Genomic DNA, 21,473 nt, shown 5'->3' on the forward strand with positions numbered 1-21,473 from the left:
TTCTCCAGCAGAACAGAGATCAGTTCTTGCTCTTATCGACAATCTTGTTTGCCGCGATCCAAGGCATCATCGCACGCAGCTTCTCGCCGACCACTTCGATACCGTGCGCCGCGTTGTTGCGACGATAGGCCGTCATGGACGGGTAGTTGGCGGCGCCTTCGGTGATGAACATCTTGGCGTATTCACCATTCTGGATGCGCTTGAGGGCATTGCGCATGGCGGCACGGGATTCGGCGTTGATGACTTCCGGACCGGTGACGTACTCGCCGTACTCGGCGTTGTTGGAAATCGAGTAGTTCATGTTGGCAATGCCGCCTTCGAACATCAGGTCGACGATCAGCTTCAGCTCATGCAGGCATTCGAAGTAGGCCATTTCCGGGGCGTAACCCGCCTCAACCAGGGTTTCGAAACCGGCCTTGACCAGCTCGACACAACCGCCACAAAGCACGGCCTGCTCACCGAACAGGTCAGTTTCGGTCTCGTCCTTGAAGGTGGTTTCGATGATGCCGGTACGACCGCCGCCAACGCCGCAGGCGTACGACAGCGCAACGTTACGCGCATTGCCGGAAGCATCCTGATAGATGGCGATCAGGTCAGGGATGCCGCCGCCACGCACGAACTCAGAACGCACGGTGTGGCCCGGCGCTTTCGGCGCGATCATGATTACGTCGAGGTCGGCGCGCGGCACCACCTGATTGTAGTGGATCGAAAAGCCATGGGCGAAGGCCAGGGTTGCGCCCTTCTTCAGGTTCGGCTCGATCTCGTCCTTGTACAGACGACCCTGGAACTCGTCGGGAGTCAGGATCATCACTAGGTCGGCGGCCGCGACGGCTGCCGGCACATCACTGACCTTGAGGCCATGAGCCTCGGCCTTGGCGATCGAGGACGAGCCCGGACGCAGGCCGACGGTGACGTCAACCCGGAGTCCTTCAGGTTGCACGCATGCGCGTGGCCCTGGGAACCGTAACCGATGATGGCGACTTTCTTGCCCTGGATGATCGAAAGATCGCAATCTTTATCGTATGAAACCTTCATGAAACTACCCCTGTTACCGGCCTCGTGGGCCATTCGATAAAAACGTTGCCAACTGGCTCAGCGAGCGTGGCCAGTCAGATGCTCAGTACCTTGTCGCCCCGGGATATCCCGGTGACGCCACTGCGTACAACCTCAAGAATCGCTGCGGTTCCGATGGCCTGGATGAAACTGTCCAACTTGTCGCTGGTTCCGGCCAACTGGATGGTATAGACGCTGGTGGTCACATCGACGATCTGTCCGCGGAAGATGTCGGTGGTGCGCTTGACCTCGGCGCGCTGGGCGCCGGTAGCCTTGACCTTGATGAGCATGAGCTCACGCTCGATATGTGCGCTCTCCGACAAGTCCACCAACTTGACGACTTCCACCAGCTTGTTGAGGTTCTTGGTGATCTGCTCGATCACCTCCTCGTGGCCAATGGTGGTCAGGGTCAGGCGTGACAGCGTCGGATCCTCAGTCGGCGCCACGGTCAGGCTCTCGATATTGTAGTTGCGCTGCGAGAACAACCCGACCACGCGAGACAGTGCGCCCGGTTCGTTTTCCATCAAAAGGGAAATGATGTGTCTCATGATCAGGTCCGCTCCGTCTTGCTCAGCCACATATCACGCATCGCGCCGTCTTTGATCTGCATCGGATAGACGTGCTCGCTGGTGTCAACGGCAATATCGAGGAATACCAGGCGATCCTTCATGGCAAAGGCCTCTTCCATTTTCGGTTTGAGGTCCTTCAGGTCGGTGATGCGCATACCGACGTGGCCGTAGGCCTCGGCCAGCCTGACGAAGTCCGGCAGCGACTCCATGTAGGAGTGCGAGTAGCGACTGTTGTACACCATGTCCTGCCACTGGCGGACCATACCCAGCGCACCGTTGTTGAGGTTGATGATCTTCACCGGCAGATCGTACTGCAGGCAGGTGGACAGCTCCTGGATATTCATCTGGATGCTGCCCTCCCCCGTCACCACCGCGACATCGGCTTCGGGGAAATTCAGCTTCACGCCCATAGCTGCCGGCAGACCGAAGCCCATGGTGCCGAGGCCGCCGGAGTTGAGCCAGCGGTTGGGTTTATCGAACTTGTAGTACTGGCAAGCGAACATCTGGTGCTGACCGACGTCCGAGGCAACATAGGCCTCGCCCTTGGTCACTTCGCAGAGTATTTCGATGGCGGTCTGCGGCTTGATGATCGAACCATCGCCCTTGTCGTAGGGGAACAGCCCGCGGTTGCCGCGCCACTCATCGATCTGCTTCCACCAGCTGGCGACCGTCTCGGCGTTGGGCGCCTGGCCAATTTCCTTGACGATGGCGACCATCTCGGTCAGCACGCTGTCGACTGGGCCGACGATCGGGATGTCGGCCTTGATGGTCTTGGAGATGGATGCCGGGTCGATGTCGATATGGATGATCTTGGCGTTCGGGCAGAACTTCGCCGCACCATTGATCACGCGGTCATCGAAACGCGCACCCACCGCCAGGATCACGTCGGAATGGTGCATAGCCAGGTTGGCGGTGTAGCTGCCGTGCATGCCAAGCATGCCGACGAACTGGCGATCGCTGCCCGGATAGCATCCCAGGCCCATCAAGGTGTTGGTCACCGGCAGATTAAGCATCTTCGCCAGCTCGGTCAGCTGCGTCGAGGCACCGCCCAGGACCACGCCGCCACCGGCGTAGATGATGGGCCGTTTGGCTCCCAGCAGGAGTTCCGCCGCTTTGCGAATCTGCCCCGAATGCCCACGCACAGCCGGGCTGTACGAACGCAGCTTGGCCTTCTTCGGGTAGACGTATTCGAATTTTTCGGCCGGGTTGGTCATATCCTTCGGGATGTCGATGACAACCGGCCCTGGACGCCCGGACTCGGCGAGATAGAACGCCTTCTTCATCACCTCGGGGATTTCCGACGGATGCTTGATCATGAAGCTGTGCTTCACGATGGGCCGGGAGATGCCGATCATGTCGGTTTCTTGGAAGGCATCAGTGCCGACCATGGTGCTGGGCACCTGACCGGAGATGACCACCATCGGGATCGAGTCCATGAACGCTGTAGCGATACCGGTGATGGCGTTGGTCGCCCCAGGACCGGAGGTCACCAGCACCACGCCGGCCTTGCCGGTCGCACGCGCATAGCCATCGGCCATGTGGGTGGCAGCCTGCTCGTGACGAACCAGGATGTGCTCGATGGACTTTTCCTTGAAAAGTGCATCGTAGATATGCAGAACGGCACCGCCCGGGTACCCGTAGATGTATTTAACGCCTTCGTCACGCAGAAAGCGGACGACCATTTCAGCGCCGGATAAGAGTTCCACGTTGTTCACCTCTGAAACGCCAGATAGCGACTCCCGGATCGGAGCCACCTGAAATAGGTTTACTGCCGGCAGGGCATGAGCGACGGTGGTCGCCGACTACGTCAGCCACTGACTGAGCCAGTATTGGAAGAAACCCTGTTGTCGCGGGCTCTCCACCCAGCGCGAGGTAACGCGTTGCGGGTGATGCAGGTCGGCGCGGGTAGCACCTCATGTCTGTCTAGGCTGAGCCGGTATCACTTGCGGCGAAGCGGCTCAGGACAGCAAGTTTCGGATTGTTCGGATTCGGCGCCGGCAAGTCAAGCTTGCCGTTGCGTTGAGGTACATTCAGGCTGTGATCTGGTGCAGCAGCGGCACCCGGGCTTTTGGGTATAGTGCCGCTGTTCCGCTCACACGAAGGAAAACACATGCGATCGATGGTTATTGTCGGCAGCCTCCTGCTCGCCCTGAGTAGCAGCACAATGGCCGCGCAGGTATACAAATGGGTCGACGCGCAGGGCATCACCCACTTCAGTGCGCAACCGCCGCAAGGCCAGGCCGCCCAAACTCTGAATACGGTCACACCGCCACCGAAGCCCGCCGCCGCCGAGCCAGACGCCAGTGAAAGCAGCGCGTCACTGGTGGATCAGGAGAAAATCGACCGCAAGGTCAAGCAGCAGGTTGCCGAACAGGAAGCCGAGCGCAAGCGCTATTGCGAGACATTGCAGACTAACCTGGCGCAACTGCAAAACAATCCGCGCGTACGCGTCGAGGAAAACGGCGAAGTGCGCCGCCTGAAGGAAGAGGAACGCCAATCGCGCATTGCCGAAACGAAGCAAAAGATCGAGGAGAACTGCAAGCAGTAAAACCTCCTCGCCCCTGGTCCGACGCGCAGCGCCGCCTCGCGGCGTTATTCGTTGGCAATCAGACGATCGAATTCGAGCAGAGCAGCAAGCAAGCCCCCCACGGGGCGCTCCCGATACACCACCTCTGCCATCGGATGGATACCGGACACCGACGGCAAAGGCTGACCCTCCTCAAGAATCACCTTCATCCGCGGCAGGAAAATCCACTGCAGCCATTCCTCGAACTCCAGCGTGTCGACACAGAACGGCTCAGCGCTAGCCAGCGCCACGGGCGACGGCGGCACTGACGCCCACAGCCCGAGCACACGCAATTCCCGCTCGATCAGCAGCAACTGCTGCGCCACGTCCGCTAGCCGCTCGTCCATTACAGCGCGACCTTGGCGCGCTCGCGCGCCTGGGCCGCACCCGCGGCATCACCCTGGCGTTCCCGCGCCTGGGCGATCAGCTCCCACAGGCTGGCTTGCAGAGCAGGTCGTCCGCTGGCGTAGCTCAGACCGCGACGGGAAAGCTGCTCGGCCTGTACCGCATCGCCCTGCGCCAGCCGCACCTGTGCCAGGCGGTAGAGCACCTGCGGCTCACGCGGAGCGATCCGTTGCGCGCGCTCCAGGCTGGAGGCGGCGCCGTTGAGATCACCACTGCCCTGCAACTGCTGTGCGGTGGTCAACAGCGCCAGCACCGGGCCGTCAAGCTGTTCGTCGGCCGAAAGGCCGCGCGAAGAGGGAATGCCGCTCGGCTGCGGCGCGGGCGCTGGAGCGGCCATGGAGGGTGCGGACGGCGGTGCAGCATTCCACGCACCCTGAGTCATCGGCGCAGGATCGATCGAGCCGACGATGCCGCCATCCGGTGCTGCGTAAGTCTGCAGCGGCGCCGAAGTGCCCTGCGGCACCATTACCGTCACACCGGAATCCTCCGGCAGCGCCCGGGGCGCAGGAGCGCCGCCCGGCGCCCGGTACGCCTGGCGCGCGGCCATTTCTTCGGAAACCGGCGCACCCGCATCAACCACCGGGATCGCCCGTCGGTCAACCGTGGCGCATCCGGGAAGCAGGGCCGCGGCGGCCAGTAAGATCATCCATTGCCTGTTCAATCTGCAAACCTCTTAAAAAACGCGAATAGCCAAATCCGGCGAATCACTGCAGCCAGCCTCGTACCCAGTCCATGACCGATTCGGCCGGTGCCTGGAGCCCGCAGCCAGGCCCGGCGGCCGGCTCACTGCCGCGAATATAGGGCATCTGCACCGCGCCCGGGCAGCGCTGGTCGGTCGCCTGGCCGCTACCGGAGTCGACCCAGACCTGCACGACATTGTCCGGCAGCGGCATGTTCAGCGGCAGCGGATCGGCGCGGCGCATGAAATCGGTCCAGACCTGCAGCGCCCCGGTGGCGCCGGTCAGCGAGGTCTTGCCGTTGTCGTCGCGACCAAGCCAGACCACCGCCAGCAGATCCTGGCTGAAGCCGGCAAACCAGCTGTCGCGCGAATCGTTGGTGGTTCCGGTCTTGCCGGCCAGATTCAGCGACCGTGGCAGGCGGTTGTAGGCCGAGCGCCCGGTCCCCTCGTGCATCGCCCGCTGCATTGCGTACTGCGTGAGGTAGATAGCGCCAGCATCGAAGCGCTGCTCGATCTGGAACGGGTAGCGCTTGAGCGGCTCGCCGGTGGCGGTCAGCACGCTGCGAATGCCGCGCAACGGCGTGTTGAAACCGCCGTTGGCAAGGGTCTGGTACATATCCGCGACCTCGATCGGCCGCAAGCCGCCGGCTCCTAGCAGCATCGACGGATAGGCCGGCCAGTCCGGCGTGGCGCCAAGGCGTGCCAGCGTCTTGAGCACAGTCGGCACACCGAGATCGAGCCCCAGACGCGCTGTCGACAGGTTGTAGGAGTTCGCCAGCGCTTGATACAGGTATACCGTGCCATAGGCCTGGCGACCATAGTTCTGCGGCTTCCAGACCTTGCCGTCGCCACCCTTGACCGAAAACGGCTCGTCCTCCAGCAGGCTGGTCAGCGTGTACTGACTGGGCCGCTCCAGCGCGGCGAGATAGATCGCCGGCTTGATCAACGAGCCGATTGGCCGCACCGCATCCAACGCCCGGTTGAAGCCCGCATAGCCCGGTTGCCGACTGCCGAGCATGGCCTGGATCTCGCCGGTTTCCGGGTTGGTCACCAGCATCGCGCCCTCGACGGCTTCCGCACCCTTGCCGAGGCGCTTGAGCGTCTCGCTCATCGCCGACTCAGCCTTGAGCTGCAGAATCGGATCGAAGCTGGTGAAGACGCGCAGCCCCTCCTCGGTGAGGTCCTCTTCGCGGTAGTCCTCGCGCAGCTGGCGCTTGACCAGATCGAGAAACGCCGGATAGGAACTGTCCGCCATGCTGCCGCGCTGCGTAACCCCGAGCGGCAACTGCTTGGCCACCGCGGCCTCCTCCGCGGTCACCACCTGCTGCTCGGCCAGCATGTCGAGAATAAGGTTGCGACGCTCCAGCGCGCGCTCCGGATTGCGCCGCGGGTTGTAATAGGTCGGCCCCTTGACCATCCCCACCAGCAGCGCCACCTGATGCAGCTTGAGCTCGGCCAGCGGCCGGCCGAAGAAGTACTGGCTGGCCAAACCGAAGCCATGAATCGCGCGTCGACCGTCCTGTCCGAGGAACACCTCGTTGAGGTAGGCCTCGAGAATCTCCTGCTTGTCGTAATGCAGTTCCAGCAGCACCGCCATCATCGCCTCGGTGGCCTTGCGGCTGAGGCTGCGCTCGTTGGTCAGATAGAAGTTCTTGACCAGCTGCTGGGTCAGCGTACTGCCGCCCTGACGCACCTGGCCGGCCGTCAGGTTGACCCACACGGCGCGAGCGATCGACTTGGGCGATACGCCGAAATGTTCAAAGAATTCGCGGTCTTCGACCGCCACCAGCGTCTCCACCAGATACGGCGGCACCTGATCGAGCTTGATCAGGATGCGATCCTCGTTATGCGCCGGATACAGCCCGCCGATCAGCAGCGGCTCGAGCCGCGCGACTGCCAGCTGGCCGCCGTTGGCACGATTGAGCCCCGCGACGAAGTCACCGGAAAAGCGCACGCGCACTCGCTGCGACTCCTCCGCGCCCTCGTAGAACTGGAAGCCGCGGGTATGCAGCTCGACGTTGTTGCCGGCGACCGAAGCACTACCCGGACCACTGACAGCCTTCTCGCGGCGATAGCCCAGCGCGTCGAGTTCGGTGAGGAAGTCGTCCTTGGCCAGCTTCTGCCCGACGAACAGTTCGAGCGGCCGAGCGTAGACCTTGGCGGGGATGGTCCAGCGCTTGCCGGAGAATTTCTCCTGCACCACGGCATCCAGGTATATGGCGAATCCGGCGAGGATCACCACGCCGACGATAGAGAGTTTCAGCACCCACCCCAACCAAGGGCGAGCACCACCGGCACGGCGTTTCGAGCGGGTACGGGAAGAGCGGGATCTAGTCATGGCGGCGCATTATACGCAGCTTTGCCGTGACGGTCAGACGCCCTCTCGGCGGTTTGCAGCCTGGGCCTCAGTCGCCATAATGCCGGGGTTTTCGACCGCGTGACGGGCTTCTCAGCGAAGCGCCACGCTGCTTTCAACAACTTCAACAAGGAAAGACCGTGAGCCAAGCACTGATCGCCGCCCTGCAGAATCCGGCCCTCTATCCGCATCCGGTCAACGACTTGCGGGTCATCGAAACACACATCTCCTGGGTCATTCTCACCGGCCAATTCGCCTACAAGATCAAGAAGCCGGTGGACTTCGGCTTTCTCGACTTCACTGCGCTGGCGGCACGCAAGCACTTCTGCGAAGAAGAACTGCGCCTGAACCAGCGCATGGCTGCCGGCCTGTACCTGGAGGTGCTGCCGATCACCGGTAGCGAACAGGCGCCGCAGCTGAATGGCGCGGGTGCCCCCATTGAATATGCGCTGAAAATGCGCGAATTTCCGCAATCGCAATTGCTGGCGGAAATCCAGGCGCGCGGCGAGCTGACCGACGCTCACATCGATGCGCTGGCGCGGCAGATCGCCTCCTTCCACCTGCAGACCCCGCAGGTGGCCGCTAATCACCCGCTCAACACACCCGAGGCGATCGTCGCGCCGATGCGACAGAACTTCGAGCAGATTCGCCCATTGCTGAGCGAAGACGCCGATCTGCGTCAGCTCGACGCCCTGCAGGAATGGACCGAAACCAGCATCAGCCGTCTGTGGCCGCTGCTCCAGCGGCGCTGCCAGGAAGGCTTCGTCCGCGAATGTCACGGCGATCTGCACCTGGGCAACGCCACACTGATCGACGGCGAGGTGGTGCTGTTCGACTGCATCGAATTCAACGAGCCGTTCCGCCTGATCGACATCGCTTCGGATGCCGCCTTCCTCGCGATGGACCTCGAGGACCGCGGCCTGAAATGCCAGGCACGACGCTTCCTCAATGGCTGGCTGGAGCACACCGGCGACTACGCCGCGCTCGAGCTGCTCAACCTGTACAAGGCCTATCGTGCCCTGGTGCGCGCCAAGGTCAGCCTGTTCCGTCTGTATCAGGAGCAGGACGCGGTGGAGCGCAAGGTGATCCTGCGTCAGTACCGCAGCTACGCCAACCTCGCGGAGAGCTACAGCGCCATCCCGTCGCGCTTTCTGGCGATCACCCACGGTGTATCGGCCGTCGGCAAGAGCCATGTGGCGCTGCGTCTGGTCGAAGCCCTGGGCACCGTGCGCCTGCGCTCGGATGTCGAGCGCAAGCGCCTGTACGGGGTGCAGGCGGCCGACCAGCAAGGCCACCTCAACGCCGGCATTTACAGTCAGGATGCCAGCGCAGCGACCTACCAGCGGTTGCACCAGCTTGCCGAACACGCCTTGCTCGCTGGCTTTCCGGTCGTCATCGACGCGACATACCTCAAGCAGGCGCAGCGCGAAGCGGCCTGGCAGATTGCCGAAGCCACCGGCGTACCCTTTCTGATCCTCGACTGCCATGCGCCGGATGCGGTGCTGGATCAGTGGCTCGCGCAGCGCCAGGCCGAGGGGGGTGACCCTTCGGATGCCACGCAGGAGGTGATCCGTGCGCAGCAAGCCGGTCGCGATCCGCTCAGCGAGCAGGAACAGTCGCGCAGCCGGCGCATCGACACCCACGATGCCGGCAGCCTCGACAGCTTGGTCGAAGCCATTCGCCAGCATCTGCCGGGCGTCTGAGCCAGGGGCACCGCGAGCAGATCGTGGCGCCCCTTCTATACTCACACGCACCTCTACGCGGAAACCGAACATGTCCGGCTGCTCCACGCCCACACCGCCCGCACCTCAGGCCGCACGTGACAGCGTCGAACTGTTCTCGGTACGCGCCAGCGGCTATGCGCAGTTTCGCCCGCATTACCCAGCCAGCCTGTTCGCCTGGCTGGCCGGTCAATGCCGGCAAACCGGCATGGCGCTGGATATCGCCGCCGGCAATGGCCAGGCCAGCCTGCCGCTGCAGCAGCACTTCCGTCGCGTGCTCGCCTGTGACGCCAGCGCCGCGCAATTGGATGCAGGCGCGCACTGGGAGTCCGTCGAGCGATTCGTCGCGGAGGCCGAACAGTTGCCGCTCAAGGACAACCAGCTGGATCTGATCGTGGTGGCCCAGGCGCTGCACTGGTTCGCCTCGCCGGCCTTCTTTGCCCAGGCGCGCCGGGCGCTGAAACCGGGCGGGCTGTTCTGCGCCTGGTGCTATAGCTTGCTGGAAATTGATCCGGCGCTGGACGAAATCGTCAATCGACTGCACGGCAAGACGCTCGCCGGATACTGGCCGACCGGCCGCGCAAGCGTCGACGCCGGTTATCGGGACATTCATCTGCCTTTCGCGCGACTCGCCGTTCCGCCCTTCGCCCTCGAGGCGACCTGGAGCTTCGATCAGCTGATCGGCTACCTGCGTACCTGGTCGGCCGTGACGAAGTGGCAGCAAACGCACGGCAGCGACCCGATTGCCATCGTACAGGCTTCGCTGCGCGAGGCGTGGGGCGATGTGCAGGCGTCACGACGCGTTCGTTGGCCACTCCATTTTCTTGCAGGTTATTCCACCCAGTAGCTACGCAAGGAAGCTGCCATGCACGATGAACTGCTCACCCTGCGCAACCTCGGCAAGACTTCCTCACAGTGGCTGCACGCCTCCGGCATTCATACCGCCGCCGACCTGCGCCGTCTCGGCGCGGTAGGCTCTTACCGGGCGGTCAAGGCCCGCGGTTTCAGCGCCTCCCGCGTACTCCTGTATGCCATCGAAGGCGCGCTGCGCGATCTGCCTTGGCAGGAGCTTCCGACGTCGCTGAAGGACGAGCTGAACCGGCTTCTCGACGAAGGTCACAATAAGAGCTAGCTCACAACCTCCACCGGCCAGGATTTACTCCCCCAAAGGCCGTGCCTATTGTGCGCCAACCGCATCAGCCATCGATTTCGCCTGTTCGTTCAAGGATTACCGACATGTATCTACTCGGAGAGCAACCGGCCTATGCCGATCGTCTGATCAGCCTTCTGCAGAGTATTCCGGGCCAGTTGCTCGACGGGCTGCCCCCCTGCGCTGCGCCCATCGAGTACGGGCACAGCGACGACCTCGGCAGCGAACTGGCCGCCGAACGGCTGTATCTCGTCGACAGTGGCCTGCTGCATGCGCGAATCGATGACAAACCACTGTTCTATCTGCAGGAAGGCGATCTCCTCGGCTTGCATCAGGGCAGCGAACTGCCGCCCTGCCGGTACTGCAGCGATGAACCTGTCCGCCTGATTCCTTACGCCCGCAGCGAAGTGCTCGCGCATATCCAAGCCGACGCGCACCGCCAGGAGCTGCTCATCCAGTACCTCAGCGGACACACCGCGCTGCTCGGTGATGCCCTGGCGCGTCTGCGTCAGCCGGACGTCAGACCGGCCACCGGGTTCCGCCATTTCGCTGCCGGCGACGAACTGATCCGTCAGGGCGATGAGGCCGACAACGTGTTCATCATCGTCGACGGCCGCGCGGAAGCTCTCGTCGACGGGCAGAAAGTCGGCGATGTGCAGAAGGACGAGATTTTTGGGGCGATGGCCGTTTTTACGCGCGAAAGGCGCAACGCCACTGTAGTTGCCAGCGAACCATGCACCGTCATGGTGATTCCCAAAGAGCAATTCCTCAGCCTCACACAGAACAATCCCCGTATCGCCCACAGCCTCATCGAAAGCATGGCGCGACGCATCGATCTGCTGAACAAGGAAGTCACTCAGTTACGCTTGGCCGTTCCAGCATGACGACGCCGAAAATTCTTTCATCTCAAGCGTTGACTTGCTAATGAGAATTGTTACTATTACCTCAACTGGTCGCGAGATCAGCCGGTAACTGAAGGCCCAGGCAGTCGGACTTTCAGGTTATCTCCTCATCAGGCTAATCACGGTTTTAGACCCGACTCTGTCGGGTCTTTTTTTGTCCGGCAAACATGTCCCGGTTGCTCAGCGCTTGCGCATCTGTTCGCAGTAGTCCTTGGCCGGCTGCGCCGGCGTGTACCAGACGAAATTCGCCTGCTGCGCCGCCACACGTTCGCCGACCTCGGCAAGCATCAGCACCTGGACGTTGCCCGAGCCCCCGAGATCACGCAGGTGCAAGGGCGCACCGAGATCGCGGCGCGCGTGAAAGCCCCCGGCGATCAACATCGTCGGCTTCGGCGCCGCCAGCAGGCGTGCGGCCATGCGCCGGTCGCGCTGCTGTTGCACCGCCAGCATGGCCGGCACCTGGCTGTCCGGCAGCATTCCGCAGTGAGAGTCGACGATCTGCGCGCGCAACGCCTCAGCAACCTCGGCACGCGTGGACTCGCCATCGGGCAGGTGCGGAACCTCCCGGTAGATCTGGCCGATCTCGGCGCGCGTCAGATTCGCTGGCATAAGCGAGAAAGGCTGCGCTAGCGCATAGCTGACCAGCGGACCGTAGAGCCTCCATGGCCACCCTGGTGACCAGGCCAAGGTGGTCGGTAGATCCTCCACCGGCTCGCCGCGACGCAGCTGCGTTTGCGTCCGAGCCACCGCGAGCTGCTGCTCCGGCGTCAGCATCTCCAGCAGCAGGCTGCCCTGACTGCGCCGCTCGGCCAGCGCCTGCAGCAGCCAGAGCTGCAGCGCATGATGATCGGGATTGTCATGGCGCTCGCCGACCAGCACGTAATCCGCCTCCGCCAGCCGCTGGACCAGCTGTGCGGCGCTCAGCCGCTCGCCACTGCGCAGATCGACGATCGCCCCAAGGTCTGCGTGCCCGCGCCCCTCCGGGCTCTGCCATTCGGGCAATGGAGGCAACGTCTGACAAGCCGAAAGCAACAGCAGCAACAACGGCAAGACGAAAATGCGCAAGGCTAGCTCCTCAACGGGCAATGATAAGTGGATGATCACGCTCCGGATGACGCTGCACCAGCACCTCCAAGTCGAAGACGCTCTGCAGCAGGTCGGCCCGCAGAACCTCACGCGGCGTCCCGCTCGCGCGGTTGCAGCCTTCGGCAAGCAGCAGCAGGCGGTCGCAATAGCGCGCGGCCAGGTTCAGATCATGCAGGATCACCAACACGGCCGCGCCGCGGCCCGCGACATCCCTCAACACCCGAAGGACCCTGTGCTGGTGCGCCGGATCGAGCATGGAAGTCGGCTCATCGAGCAGTAGCACCTGCCCCTCGCCCCCCGGCCAGAGTTGCGCCAGCACCCGCGCCAGATGCACGCGCTGGCGCTCGCCACCGGATAGCTCCAGATAATTGCGCGCACGCAAATGCGCGGCATCGGCCGCCTCGAGCGCTTCGGTGACGATTCGCGCATCCGCCTCACGCCCGCTGTCGTGCGGCAAACGCCCCAGCGCCACCACTTCGTCCACGCGGAAGGCAAAGTTCAGCGTCGAGCTTTGTGGCAACACCGCGAGATGACGCGCCCGCTCGCGAGCCGGCCAGTCGACCAAGGCGCGACCGTGCAGCGACACCGCCCCGGCAGCGGTCGACAGCTCACCGCTCAGCGCACCGAGCAGGCTGCTCTTGCCGGCGCCGTTGGGACCGAGCACACCGAACAGCTCTCCGGCGTGCAACCGCAGATCGATCTCCTTCACGGCCAGCCGCGCGCCGCGCCGCACCGCAATCCCTGTTGCAGTCAGCATCGGGCACGCCTTCGCAGCAGCAGATAAAGAAAGAATGGTGCGCCGAGCAGCGCGGTGACGATGCCGATCGGCAATTCGGCCGGCTGCAATGCCAGCCGCGCAACGAGATCGGCGAGCAATAGCAGACTCGCGCCGGCCAGGGCCGACGCCGGTAGCACCACACGATGGTCCGGACCGGCCAGCAGGCGCACCAGATGCGGCACTACCAGCCCGATGAAGCCGATCATCCCGGCGGCTGCCACCGCCGCACCGACACCCAGCGCGGTACAGAGCACCAGCTCACGCTTGAGCCGCTCAACCTCGAAACCGAGATGTCGCGCCTCAGATTCGCCCAGCAGCAGCGCATTCAGCGCATTGGCGCGAGTGGGCAGCCAGAGCGCGACAATACCGGTGACCAACAGCAGCGGCCACAGCCGGCCGTAGCTGGCGCTGCCGAGGCTGCCGAGATTCCAGAAGGTCAGCATGCGCAGCGTGGCATCGTCGGCCAGGTAGGTGAACAGTCCGATCAGGGCGCCGGCCAACGCGGTCAGGGCGATGCCGGCAAGCAGCATGGTCGAAACCTCCGCCTGGCCGCTCCGGTGCGCCAGCCGATAGACCAGCGCAGTGACGCACAGTCCACCGCCGAACGCGCACAGCGACAACAGGTACGGCTCGAGTGCCTCCGGCAACCCGCCGAGCAATGCGCCGCCGACGATGGCGAATGCCGCCCCCAGCGCCGCGCCGCTGGACACGCCGATCAGTCCCGGATCGGCCAGCGGATTGCGAAACAGCCCCTGCATGGCTACTCCGGAAAGCGCCAGCACGGCGCCTACCGCCAGCCCCAGCAAGGCACGCGGCAGCCGAAGCTGGCCGACGATCAGCGCGGCCTGCGCCAGCTGCGGATCATCCGGTACCAGGCCGAGCAGTCCCGGGATCACGCGCAGCGTGTCGCCCAGCGGCAGCGACACCGGCCCCAGTGCCAGCGACAGCCACAGCACCAGCGGCAGCAACAGGCCGAGCGACAGGAACAGTGTGCGCGCGTGAAGGACAGGCCCCATCCGGTTGGTCCGCCAGTAAATGAACGGGCAAGCATATAGAGAGCGCTGCCGCCGCCGCCAGCCCCGCTGTGCCGCCGCGCGCCGATGCGCGATAATCGCCGGCCGAGCGAGGAGCCCCGATGATCCGTCTATGCGCGTCGAACGAACTGGTCGAAGGCCAGAGCCGCGGTTTCGTCCTGCCGCAGATCCGCGTGCTGGCTGTGCGTCGTGACGGCGTGCCGTACCTGTACGAAAATCGCTGCCCGCACCGCGGAATCGCACTTGAGTGGTTGCCCGACCAGTTCCTCGACAGCAGCGGCAGTCTCCTGCAATGCGCGACCCATGGCGCGCTGTTCCTGATCGAATCGGGCGAATGCGTCGCCGGCCCCTGCGCCGGCCAGGGGCTGCGACCGCTGATCGGCAGCGAACGCGAGGGGGTGATCTGGTTGCACGACGAGACAATACAACGCGAGTCCTGAACGCCCGGCTTGGTTATCATGCGCCAACGTTTTCTGTGAGATCGCCATGCGCCGTCTGCTGACCCTGCTGCTTTTCCTCGTCGTGCTGCCCGCCAGCGCCGGTTTGTTCGACAGTAAGCCAAGCCCCACACTTGGCGCCCCGCTCGGCGCCCCGCTCAACAACAGCGCGGACTTCCTGCCGGTGCGCGAGGCCTTTCGCCTAAGCCTGGTAGACAGCTCCCCAACACAGGTGAAGCTGCGTTTCGTCGCCGCCGAGGGTTACTACCTTTATCGCCACCGCTTCGCATTCAAGACCCAGGAACCGGGCGTCACCATCGGCGAGGCGCAACTGCCGGCCGGTGAGCAGAAGACCGACGACTACTTCGGCGAGGTGGAGGTCTACTACGGCGTACTGGATATCGAGGTGCCGGTCGACAATCCAGAGCAGCGCCCCTTCACGCTGCAGGTAAGCTACCAGGGCTGCGCGGACAAGGGACTGTGCTATCCGCCGGAAACCGAGAATCTGACCATCGGCGGTATCGGCGCCGCATCTACCGCCGCGCCGAATGCGCCAGAGGCAAAGGGCGAGCTTTCCTGGCGGGCGATCGGGCTGTTCTTCCTCGCCGGTCTGGGGTTGACGTTCACCCCCTGTGTGCTGCCGATGCTGCCCATCCTCAGCGGCGTGGTGCTGCGCGGCCAAACGGGCGGCATGCGCAGCTTCCTGCTGTCGCTGGCCTATGTTCTGCCGATGGCGGGCGGCTTCGCTCTGCTCGGGGCTTTGATGGGCGTATTCGGCGCCGAACTGAATCTGCAGGCGCGCCTGCAGTCGCCGTGGATTCTGGTGCCCTTCGCGCTGTTCTTCGTCGCCTTCGCGCTGGCCATGTTCGGCCTGTTCGAACTGCGCCTGCCGCAGGCGCTGTCGGCGCGTCTCGATCGCGTCGCCGGCAATGCCCGCGGCGGCTCGTTCACCGGCGCGGCGCTGCTCGGGGCGATTTCCAGCCTGCTGGTATCGCCCTGTGTTTCCGCGCCGCTGGCCGGTGCCCTGCTGTACATCAGCGCCAGCGGCGATGCCTTGGGCGGCGGCCTGAAGCTGTTCGCCCTGGGCCTGGGCATGGGTGCACCGCTGGTGCTGTTCGCCACCGGCGGCGGCGCGCTGCTGCCCCGAAGTGGTCCGTGGATGGTCAGTGTGCGCAATACCTTCGGCGTCCTGCTGCTGGCAGTCGCGGTATGGATGCTCGAACGCGTGTTGCCCGGTCCGCTGGCGCTGGCATTGTGGGGTCTGCTCGCCGCCGGTTCGGCGCTGTTCCTCGGCACCCTGGAGTTCACCCAGAAAACCGCGCGGCAGAAGCTTGCGCAGCTGCTGGGACTGGTCCTGCTGGTCTACGCGCTGGCGGCCTGGGTCGGTGCGCTGCAGGGCAACTCCGATCCGCTGCGGCCGTTACCCCAGTCCAGCGCAGTGCGGGCCGACAGCGCGACCGGCGATGGCTGGCTGACCCTTGCCACCACGGCCGAACTCGATGCACAACTGGCCGCCGCACGCGCCGCTGGCCAGCCGCTGATGCTGGACTGGTACGCCGACTGGTGCGTCAGCTGCAAGGTTTTCGAACGCGAGGTCTTTGCCCATCCACAGGTGGCGCCGCGGCTGGCTGGTTATCGGCTGATCCGTTTCGACATCACCGACAGCAACGCCGAGCAGCGCGCCCTGCTCGACCGCTACCAGCTGTTCGGTCCACCGGCGATCCTGTTCTTTGATCGCGCCGGCAACGAACTGAAGGACGTCCGCGTCGTCGGCGAACTGGACGCCCGGGAATTCGGCGAGCGGCTGGATCGCGCCGAGAGCTCGCTCTAGGGACTGTTGCAGCAATCTCCAGTCATAATGCGGGCATTTCCGGCGATCGCTGCATGACTGGACAGTCAGCCCTTGCTTCGGGCATAGTTTTTCCCCTTTCCGGTGGGCGCATCGCGCGCCGCCGTTTGCCCAGAACAACAAGGACCGCCAATGGCCACGCTGCTCGTGCTCCACGGCCCCAATCTCAACCTGCTCGGCACCCGTGAACCCGGTGTGTATGGCGCCGTGACGCTGGCGCAGATCAATCAGGATCTGGAACAGCGCGCGCGCGACGGCGGCCATCACCTCCTGCATCTGCAATCGAACGCCGAATACGAGTTGATCGAGCGCATTCACGCCGCTCGCGACGAAGACGTCGACTTCATCCTGATCAATCCGGCTGCCTTCACCCACACCAGCGTCGCATTACGTGACGCGCTGCTGGCCGTGAGCATCCCATTCATCGAAGTGCACTTGTCCAACGTGCACAAGCGTGAACCTTTCCGCCATCACTCCTATTTCTCCGACGTAGCGGTAGGAGTGATCTGCGGCCTTGGCGCCAGCGGCTACCGACTGGCATTGGAGGCCGCCCTGGAACAACTCGCCGCTTCCTGACAGGCCTGTGCTCATGCCGGACCTCGAAGACGCGCGCAGCAATGCCCTTTGAACTTACCTGGGAGTCAATGCTTCATGGATATTCGCAAAGTCAAGAAACTGATCGAACTGCTGGAAGAGTCCGGTATCGACGAGCTCGAGATTCACGAGGGTGAAGAGTCCGTACGTATCAGCCGCCACAGCAAGCAAGTCGCGATGCAGCAACCGGTCTACGCGCATGCCCCTGCCGCTCCGGCCCCTGCTCCAGTCGCCGCCGCGCCGGCTGCCGATGCCGCTCCGGCAGCACCGAAGCTGAACGGGAACGTGGTTCGCTCGCCGATGGTCGGCACCTTCTACCGCGCATCCTCGCCGGAGGCCAAGGCGTTCGTCGAAGTCGGCCAGACCGTCAAGAAAGGCGACATCCTCTGCATCGTCGAAGCCATGAAGATGATGAACCACATCGAGGCCGAAATCGGCGGCACCATCGAATCCATCCTGGTGGAGAATGGTCAGCCGGTCGAATACGACCAGCCGCTGTTCACCATCGTTTGAACCGCGGAGAGCCTGCGATGTTGGAAAAAGTACTGATCGCCAACCGCGGCGAAATCGCCCTGCGAGTGCTGCGTGCCTGCAAGGAACTGGGCATCAAGACCGTAGCGGTCCATTCGACTGCCGACCGCGATCTGATGCACGTGTCGCTCGCCGATGAGTCGGTGTGCATCGGCCCGGCCTCCTCCGCTCAGTCCTACCTGAGCATCCCGGCGATCATCGCCGCGGCAGAGGTCACCGGCGCGGACGGCATCCATCCCGGCTACGGCTTCCTGGCCGAGAACGCCGACTTCGCCGAGCAGGTGGAGAAATCCGGCTTCACCTTTATCGGCCCGACCGCCGACGTGATCCGTCTGATGGGTGACAAGGTGTCGGCCAAGCACGCCATGAAGAAAGCCGGTGTACCGACCGTGCCGGGCTCCGATGGCCCGCTGCCGGAAGACGAACAGCTGGCGCTGAAGATCGCCCGTGAAGTCGGTTACCCGGTGATCATCAAGGCCGCCGGCGGCGGCGGTGGTCGCGGCATGCGCGTGGTGCACAAGGAAGAGGATCTGATCGCCTCGGCCAAGCTGACCCGCAACGAAGCCGGTGCAGCCTTCGGCAACTCGATGGTCTACCTCGAAAAATTCCTGACCAACCCGCGCCACGTGGAGATCCAGGTGCTCGCCGACGGCCAGGGCAATGCCATCCACCTGGGTGACCGCGACTGCTCGCTGCAGCGCCGCCACCAGAAGGTGATCGAGGAAGCCCCTGCTCCGCTGATCGACGAAGAAGCCCGCCGCAAGGTCCAGGCCCGTTGCGTCCAGGCCTGCATCGACATCGGCTACCGCGGCGCCGGCACGTTCGAGTTTCTCTATGAAGACGGCAACTTCTACTTCATCGAGATGAACACCCGCGTGCAGGTCGAGCACCCGGTCACCGAGATGGTCACCGGCGTCGATATCGTCAAGGAGATGCTGCTGATCGGTGGCGGCCAGAAGCTGTCGATCAAACAGGAAGATGTAGTCATTCGCGGCCACGCCGTGGAATGCCGCATCAACGCCGAAGACCCGCGCACCTTCATGCCCAGCCCGGGCAAGGTGAAGCACTTCCACGCGCCGGGCGGCAACGGCGTGCGCGTCGATTCGCACCTTTACGACGGTTATGCGGTACCGCCGCACTACGATTCGCTGATCGGCAAGCTGATCACCTTCGGCGCCAACCGCGACGAGGCGATGGGCCGCATGCGCAATGCCCTGGACGAGCTGATCGTCGACGGCATCAAGACCAACGCCCCGCTGCACCGCGACCTGGTGCGCGATGCAGGCTTCTGTAAGGGCGGCGTGAACATCCACTACCTGGAAAAGAAATTGGGTATGGACAAGCACTGAGCCACGGCTCTGCGCTGACACAGGGGCTGCCTTCGGGCAGCCCCTGTCGTTTGTGGCGCCGAATGACAAGGTCGCGCGGCGGTTTTTCACCTACCCCCAAGCACCTGCGGTGGAAAGAACCTTCGCCCCACCTTCGCCCATCCCCTGCACTGGCCGCGACCCACGCCCTCCAGTAAGCTTGCGCGCCTTGCCCCGCCCGTTTCCCAAGAGGCCCCCATGTCCTGGTTGCAGATCCGCCTTGCCATAACCCCCGATCAGGCCGCAGCGCTGGAGGACCAGCTGTTGGCGCTGGGTGCCGTCTCGGTGACGTTCATGGATGGCGAGGACCAGCCGATCTTCGAGCCGGACCTGGGCACCACGCCGTTGTGGAGTCACACCCACCTGCTTGCGCTATTCGAGGCCGATACCGATGCGGACGCGGTACTCGCCCACCTGCGCCTGCTGCGCGGTGGCGAGCTGCCCGAGCACCATATCGAACGCATCGAAGATCAGGACTGGGAGCGCAGCTGGATGGACAACTTCCAGCCGATGCGTTTCGGCCGCCGCCTGTGGATCGTGCCGAGCTGGCATACCGCGCCGGAGCCGGACGCAGTCAACCTGTTGCTCGACCCCGGCTTGGCCTTCGGCACCGGCACCCACCCGACCACTGCGCTGTGCCTGGAGTGGCTGGACGGCCAGGAACTGGCCGGCTGCCGCGTACTCGACTTCGGCTGCGGTTCGGGCATTCTCGGCATCGCCGCACTGCTGCTCGGCGCCGAATCGGCGCTGGGCACCGACATCGATCCACAGGCGTTGGAAGCCTCGCGCGACAACGCCGGCCGCAACGGCCTGCCGGCCGAAGCTTTCCCGGTCTACCTGCCCGAACACCTACCAGCGCAGGCGGTCGACGTGGTGGTCGCCAACATCCTCGCCGGTCCGCTGGTGCAACTGGCAACGCAGATCACCACGCTGGTCAAGCCCGGCGGCCGACTGGCGCTGTCCGGCATTCTTGCCGAACAGGCCGAGCAGGTTCGCCGCGCCTACGAAGGCGCCTTCGATCTCGACCCGACCGCCGACCAGGACGGCTGGGTGCGCATCAGCGGAACCCGCCGCTGAACCGCATCCGCTGTCGCCACGCGACGGGCATGAACTAGACTTGCGAGCAATTTTTGCCGGAACCCCGCATGAGCAGCTTCATCACTCAATGTCCCCACTGCCGCACCAGCTTTCGTGTCAGTCACAGCCAACTCGGCGCGGCGCGTGGCGCGGTGCGTTGCGGGGCCTGCCTTGAAGTGTTCAATGCCGCGCGTCAGCTGCTGGCCGACGAGCATCCGACGCCACCACTTGTCGTCGCCGGCCCGGCGGCTCAGCCGCCTGCGCCGTCTACCGCGCAGAGCGCAGACGAGAGTCGTTGGATCCACGACGATCTGGATCTCGACAGCCTCAACCTCGACGAGGAACTGGCCAAGCTGGAAGCGCAGGAGCGCGAGCTTGCCCAGCGCTTCAGCGAGCCCGCCGGTACGCCGCCGGCAGTCGTTGCTCCGCCGCGCGCCGAGCCGGATGAGCCGGCCGTAGCGGATACACCGCGCGCCACGCCTGAGAGTGACTCACCCGCGCCCATCGAGGCGCCGGAATCGATCGCACCGACCGAAACTACGCCATCCTTCCCGCCGAGCCCCGCTTCGGCAGCGCCCTTGCCGCCCAGCCAGACGGCAACCGCCAGCGAGCGGATCACGGCGATCCACGCCGACGAGACGCCCGCACGTGTGGAGCCCGATATCGGCGGCGCGGACGAAGCCCCGGCCGCGCCAGCACCGGAAGTATCGTCTGCCAACCACACGGCCAATCAGCGCCACGAGCCGGAGCTGGCGAACACACCACTGTTCGAACTCGACGACGAGCCGCTGCAACTCGCCTGGCAGCCACCGCGCAAACGCTGGGGCCGTGGGCTGGCGTGGGGCACGCTGAATCTTCTCGCCCTGCTCGGCCTCGCCGGCCAGTACGTGGCGTACAACTTCGACGAACTGGCGCGCCAGGACCGCTATCGCCCCTGGTTCGAGCGTCTCTGTCCGACGCTGGGTTGCACCCTGCCGAGCAAGGTTGACGTCAGCCAGATTCGCAGTAGCAACCTAGTGGTGCGCAGCCATCCGGACTTTCGCGGCGCACTGGTGGTGGACGCCATCATCTACAACCGTGCGCCCTTCGCCCAACCGTTTCCGTTGCTGGAAATCCGCTTCGCCGATCTCACCGGCAAACTGATTGCAAGCCGCAGCTTCAAGCCCAGCGAATACCTGTCGGGCGAGCTCGCCGGACAGACGGAAATGCCCCCGCAGGTCCCCATCCATATCGCCTTGGATATCCTCGACCCGGGCTCGAAGGCGGTGAACTACAGTCTGAACTTCCGCTCTCCGGAATAGCGCGGCGAGCAGCGTATT

Annotated in this window: 20 protein-coding genes and 1 pseudogene; 12 read left to right on the forward strand and 9 right to left on the reverse strand. The window is 64.2% G+C overall.

The features are described 5' to 3' along the window. Positions 1 to 19 precede the first annotated feature (19 nt). The 3 genes and pseudogenes from ilvC to HU825_RS01365 all read right to left on the reverse strand — a co-directional run bounded on the left by ilvC (position 20) and on the right by HU825_RS01365 (position 3,328). Positions 20 to 1,035: pseudogene (gene ilvC / locus HU825_RS01355) on the reverse strand (ketol-acid reductoisomerase). Positions 1,036 to 1,109: 74 nt separating this feature from the next. Further along, positions 1,110 to 1,601 carry an acetolactate synthase small subunit gene (gene ilvN / locus HU825_RS01360; protein ID WP_003288852.1) on the reverse strand — a complete coding sequence of 164 codons (492 nt, stop codon included), beginning with the start codon at positions 1,599 to 1,601 and terminating at the stop codon, positions 1,110 to 1,112. 2 nt (positions 1,602 to 1,603) lie between these two features. Beyond that, positions 1,604 to 3,328: an acetolactate synthase 3 large subunit gene (locus HU825_RS01365; RefSeq protein ID WP_234302761.1), complete on the reverse strand. Its 1,725-nt coding sequence runs from the start codon at positions 3,326 to 3,328 to the stop codon at positions 1,604 to 1,606. A 404-nt stretch (positions 3,329 to 3,732) separates the two neighbouring features. Between HU825_RS01365 and HU825_RS01370 the strand changes: the two genes are divergently transcribed. Then, positions 3,733 to 4,170: a DUF4124 domain-containing protein gene (locus tag HU825_RS01370; protein WP_043298111.1), complete on the forward strand. Its 438-nt coding sequence runs from the start codon at positions 3,733 to 3,735 to the stop codon at positions 4,168 to 4,170. Between the two features lie 44 nt (positions 4,171 to 4,214). Here HU825_RS01370 and HU825_RS01375 read toward each other — a convergent pair whose 3' ends face one another. Genes HU825_RS01375 through mrcB form a run of 3 tightly spaced genes read right to left on the reverse strand, consistent with a single transcriptional unit; the run spans position 4,215 to position 7,610 of the window. Beyond that, positions 4,215 to 4,535, reverse strand: coding sequence for a YqcC family protein (locus HU825_RS01375; RefSeq protein ID WP_054095242.1), 321 nt, complete (start codon positions 4,533 to 4,535; stop codon positions 4,215 to 4,217). Continuing rightward, on the reverse strand, positions 4,535 to 5,239 hold the full coding sequence (locus tag HU825_RS01380; RefSeq protein WP_054095243.1) for a tetratricopeptide repeat protein: 705 nt from the start codon (positions 5,237 to 5,239) through the stop codon (positions 4,535 to 4,537). Before HU825_RS01380 ends, HU825_RS01375 begins: the two co-directional genes overlap by 1 nt. A 58-nt stretch (positions 5,240 to 5,297) precedes the next feature. Further along, a complete protein-coding gene (mrcB, locus tag HU825_RS01385) occupies positions 5,298 to 7,610 on the reverse strand; it encodes a penicillin-binding protein 1B (protein WP_077681956.1) in 2,313 nt (770 codons plus the stop codon). A gap of 158 nt (positions 7,611 to 7,768) precedes the next feature. Between mrcB and HU825_RS01390 the strand changes: the two genes are divergently transcribed. The 4 genes from HU825_RS01390 (at position 7,769) to HU825_RS01405 (ending at position 11,383) form a co-directional block, all read left to right on the forward strand. Further along, complete coding sequence (locus HU825_RS01390) at positions 7,769 to 9,331, forward strand: bifunctional aminoglycoside phosphotransferase/ATP-binding protein (RefSeq protein ID WP_234302762.1); 1,563 nt, start codon at positions 7,769 to 7,771, stop codon at positions 9,329 to 9,331. 70 nt (positions 9,332 to 9,401) lie between these two features. Then, the gene (locus tag HU825_RS01395) at positions 9,402 to 10,196 is read left to right on the forward strand and encodes a class I SAM-dependent methyltransferase (RefSeq protein WP_234302763.1); all 795 of its coding nucleotides are present in this window, start codon (positions 9,402 to 9,404) and stop codon (positions 10,194 to 10,196) included. A gap of 18 nt (positions 10,197 to 10,214) precedes the next feature. After that, on the forward strand, positions 10,215 to 10,481 hold the full coding sequence (locus HU825_RS01400; protein WP_043298116.1) for a TfoX/Sxy family protein: 267 nt from the start codon (positions 10,215 to 10,217) through the stop codon (positions 10,479 to 10,481). A gap of 104 nt (positions 10,482 to 10,585) precedes the next feature. After that, a complete protein-coding gene (locus tag HU825_RS01405) occupies positions 10,586 to 11,383 on the forward strand; it encodes a cyclic nucleotide-binding domain-containing protein (RefSeq protein WP_234302764.1) in 798 nt (265 codons plus the stop codon). Between the two features lie 198 nt (positions 11,384 to 11,581). Here the strand turns inward: HU825_RS01405 and HU825_RS01410 are convergent, their stop codons facing one another. Genes HU825_RS01410 through HU825_RS01420 form a run of 3 tightly spaced genes read right to left on the reverse strand, consistent with a single transcriptional unit; the run spans position 11,582 to position 14,281 of the window. Then, entirely contained in the window at positions 11,582 to 12,466 is an 885-nt protein-coding gene (locus HU825_RS01410) for a ChaN family lipoprotein (RefSeq protein ID WP_234302765.1), read from the reverse strand. Positions 12,467 to 12,476: 10 nt separating this feature from the next. After that, positions 12,477 to 13,244, reverse strand: a complete 768-nt coding sequence (locus HU825_RS01415; RefSeq protein WP_077681961.1) for a heme ABC transporter ATP-binding protein — start codon at positions 13,242 to 13,244, stop codon at positions 12,477 to 12,479. Continuing rightward, positions 13,238 to 14,281 (reverse strand): FecCD family ABC transporter permease, encoded by a 1,044-nt coding sequence (locus tag HU825_RS01420; RefSeq protein ID WP_043298120.1) that lies wholly within the window; start codon positions 14,279 to 14,281, stop codon positions 13,238 to 13,240. Before HU825_RS01420 ends, HU825_RS01415 begins: the two co-directional genes overlap by 7 nt. 119 nt (positions 14,282 to 14,400) lie before the next feature. Here HU825_RS01420 and HU825_RS01425 point away from each other — a divergent pair, with 119 nt between their 5' ends. The 7 genes from HU825_RS01425 to HU825_RS01455 all read left to right on the forward strand — a co-directional run bounded on the left by HU825_RS01425 (position 14,401) and on the right by HU825_RS01455 (position 21,455). Beyond that, positions 14,401 to 14,739 carry a Rieske (2Fe-2S) protein gene (locus HU825_RS01425; RefSeq protein ID WP_043298121.1) on the forward strand — a complete coding sequence of 113 codons (339 nt, stop codon included), beginning with the start codon at positions 14,401 to 14,403 and terminating at the stop codon, positions 14,737 to 14,739. Positions 14,740 to 14,785: 46 nt separating this feature from the next. Further along, positions 14,786 to 16,567: a protein-disulfide reductase DsbD gene (locus tag HU825_RS01430; protein ID WP_234302766.1), complete on the forward strand. Its 1,782-nt coding sequence runs from the start codon at positions 14,786 to 14,788 to the stop codon at positions 16,565 to 16,567. Between the two features lie 150 nt (positions 16,568 to 16,717). Next, on the forward strand, positions 16,718 to 17,161 hold the full coding sequence (gene aroQ, locus HU825_RS01435) for a type II 3-dehydroquinate dehydratase (RefSeq protein WP_043298123.1): 444 nt from the start codon (positions 16,718 to 16,720) through the stop codon (positions 17,159 to 17,161). 75 nt (positions 17,162 to 17,236) lie between these two features. Continuing rightward, positions 17,237 to 17,692, forward strand: coding sequence for an acetyl-CoA carboxylase biotin carboxyl carrier protein (gene accB, locus HU825_RS01440; RefSeq protein WP_043298124.1), 456 nt, complete (start codon positions 17,237 to 17,239; stop codon positions 17,690 to 17,692). Positions 17,693 to 17,709: 17 nt separating this feature from the next. Beyond that, entirely contained in the window at positions 17,710 to 19,059 is a 1,350-nt protein-coding gene (gene accC / locus HU825_RS01445) for an acetyl-CoA carboxylase biotin carboxylase subunit (RefSeq protein WP_043298125.1), read from the forward strand. A gap of 216 nt (positions 19,060 to 19,275) precedes the next feature. Beyond that, positions 19,276 to 20,154, forward strand: coding sequence for a 50S ribosomal protein L11 methyltransferase (gene prmA, locus HU825_RS01450; RefSeq protein ID WP_234302767.1), 879 nt, complete (start codon positions 19,276 to 19,278; stop codon positions 20,152 to 20,154). 68 nt (positions 20,155 to 20,222) lie between these two features. After that, positions 20,223 to 21,455, forward strand: a complete 1,233-nt coding sequence (locus HU825_RS01455; protein WP_102829562.1) for a DUF3426 domain-containing protein — start codon at positions 20,223 to 20,225, stop codon at positions 21,453 to 21,455. The last annotated feature ends 18 nt before the right edge of the window (positions 21,456 to 21,473 follow it).

It is taken from the genome of Pseudomonas phenolilytica, from assembly GCF_021432765.1.
GTDB lineage: Bacteria > Pseudomonadota > Gammaproteobacteria > Pseudomonadales > Pseudomonadaceae > Stutzerimonas > Stutzerimonas phenolilytica.

What these genes read in the sequence shown, in the direction of transcription:
- HU825_RS01400 (WP_043298116.1), top strand. Translation starts at nt 10,215, where the DNA reads ATGCACGATGAACTGCTCACCCTGCGCAACCTCGGCAAGACTTCCTCA.
- accC (WP_043298125.1), top strand. Translation starts at nt 17,710, where the DNA reads ATGTTGGAAAAAGTACTGATCGCCAACCGCGGCGAAATCGCCCTGCGA.
- HU825_RS01420 (WP_043298120.1), bottom strand. Translation starts at nt 14,281, where the DNA reads ATGGGGCCTGTCCTTCACGCGCGCACACTGTTCCTGTCGCTCGGCCTG.
- prmA (WP_234302767.1), top strand. Translation starts at nt 19,276, where the DNA reads ATGTCCTGGTTGCAGATCCGCCTTGCCATAACCCCCGATCAGGCCGCA.
- HU825_RS01425 (WP_043298121.1), top strand. Translation starts at nt 14,401, where the DNA reads ATGATCCGTCTATGCGCGTCGAACGAACTGGTCGAAGGCCAGAGCCGC.
- mrcB (WP_077681956.1), bottom strand. Translation starts at nt 7,610, where the DNA reads ATGACTAGATCCCGCTCTTCCCGTACCCGCTCGAAACGCCGTGCCGGT.
- HU825_RS01415 (WP_077681961.1), bottom strand. Translation starts at nt 13,244, where the DNA reads ATGCTGACTGCAACAGGGATTGCGGTGCGGCGCGGCGCGCGGCTGGCC.
- HU825_RS01395 (WP_234302763.1), top strand. Translation starts at nt 9,402, where the DNA reads ATGTCCGGCTGCTCCACGCCCACACCGCCCGCACCTCAGGCCGCACGT.
- HU825_RS01455 (WP_102829562.1), top strand. Translation starts at nt 20,223, where the DNA reads ATGAGCAGCTTCATCACTCAATGTCCCCACTGCCGCACCAGCTTTCGT.
- HU825_RS01380 (WP_054095243.1), bottom strand. Translation starts at nt 5,239, where the DNA reads ATGATCTTACTGGCCGCCGCGGCCCTGCTTCCCGGATGCGCCACGGTT.
- HU825_RS01375 (WP_054095242.1), bottom strand. Translation starts at nt 4,535, where the DNA reads ATGGACGAGCGGCTAGCGGACGTGGCGCAGCAGTTGCTGCTGATCGAG.
- HU825_RS01405 (WP_234302764.1), top strand. Translation starts at nt 10,586, where the DNA reads ATGTATCTACTCGGAGAGCAACCGGCCTATGCCGATCGTCTGATCAGC.
- HU825_RS01370 (WP_043298111.1), top strand. Translation starts at nt 3,733, where the DNA reads ATGCGATCGATGGTTATTGTCGGCAGCCTCCTGCTCGCCCTGAGTAGC.
- accB (WP_043298124.1), top strand. Translation starts at nt 17,237, where the DNA reads ATGGATATTCGCAAAGTCAAGAAACTGATCGAACTGCTGGAAGAGTCC.
- ilvN (WP_003288852.1), bottom strand. Translation starts at nt 1,601, where the DNA reads ATGAGACACATCATTTCCCTTTTGATGGAAAACGAACCGGGCGCACTG.
- aroQ (WP_043298123.1), top strand. Translation starts at nt 16,718, where the DNA reads ATGGCCACGCTGCTCGTGCTCCACGGCCCCAATCTCAACCTGCTCGGC.
- HU825_RS01430 (WP_234302766.1), top strand. Translation starts at nt 14,786, where the DNA reads ATGCGCCGTCTGCTGACCCTGCTGCTTTTCCTCGTCGTGCTGCCCGCC.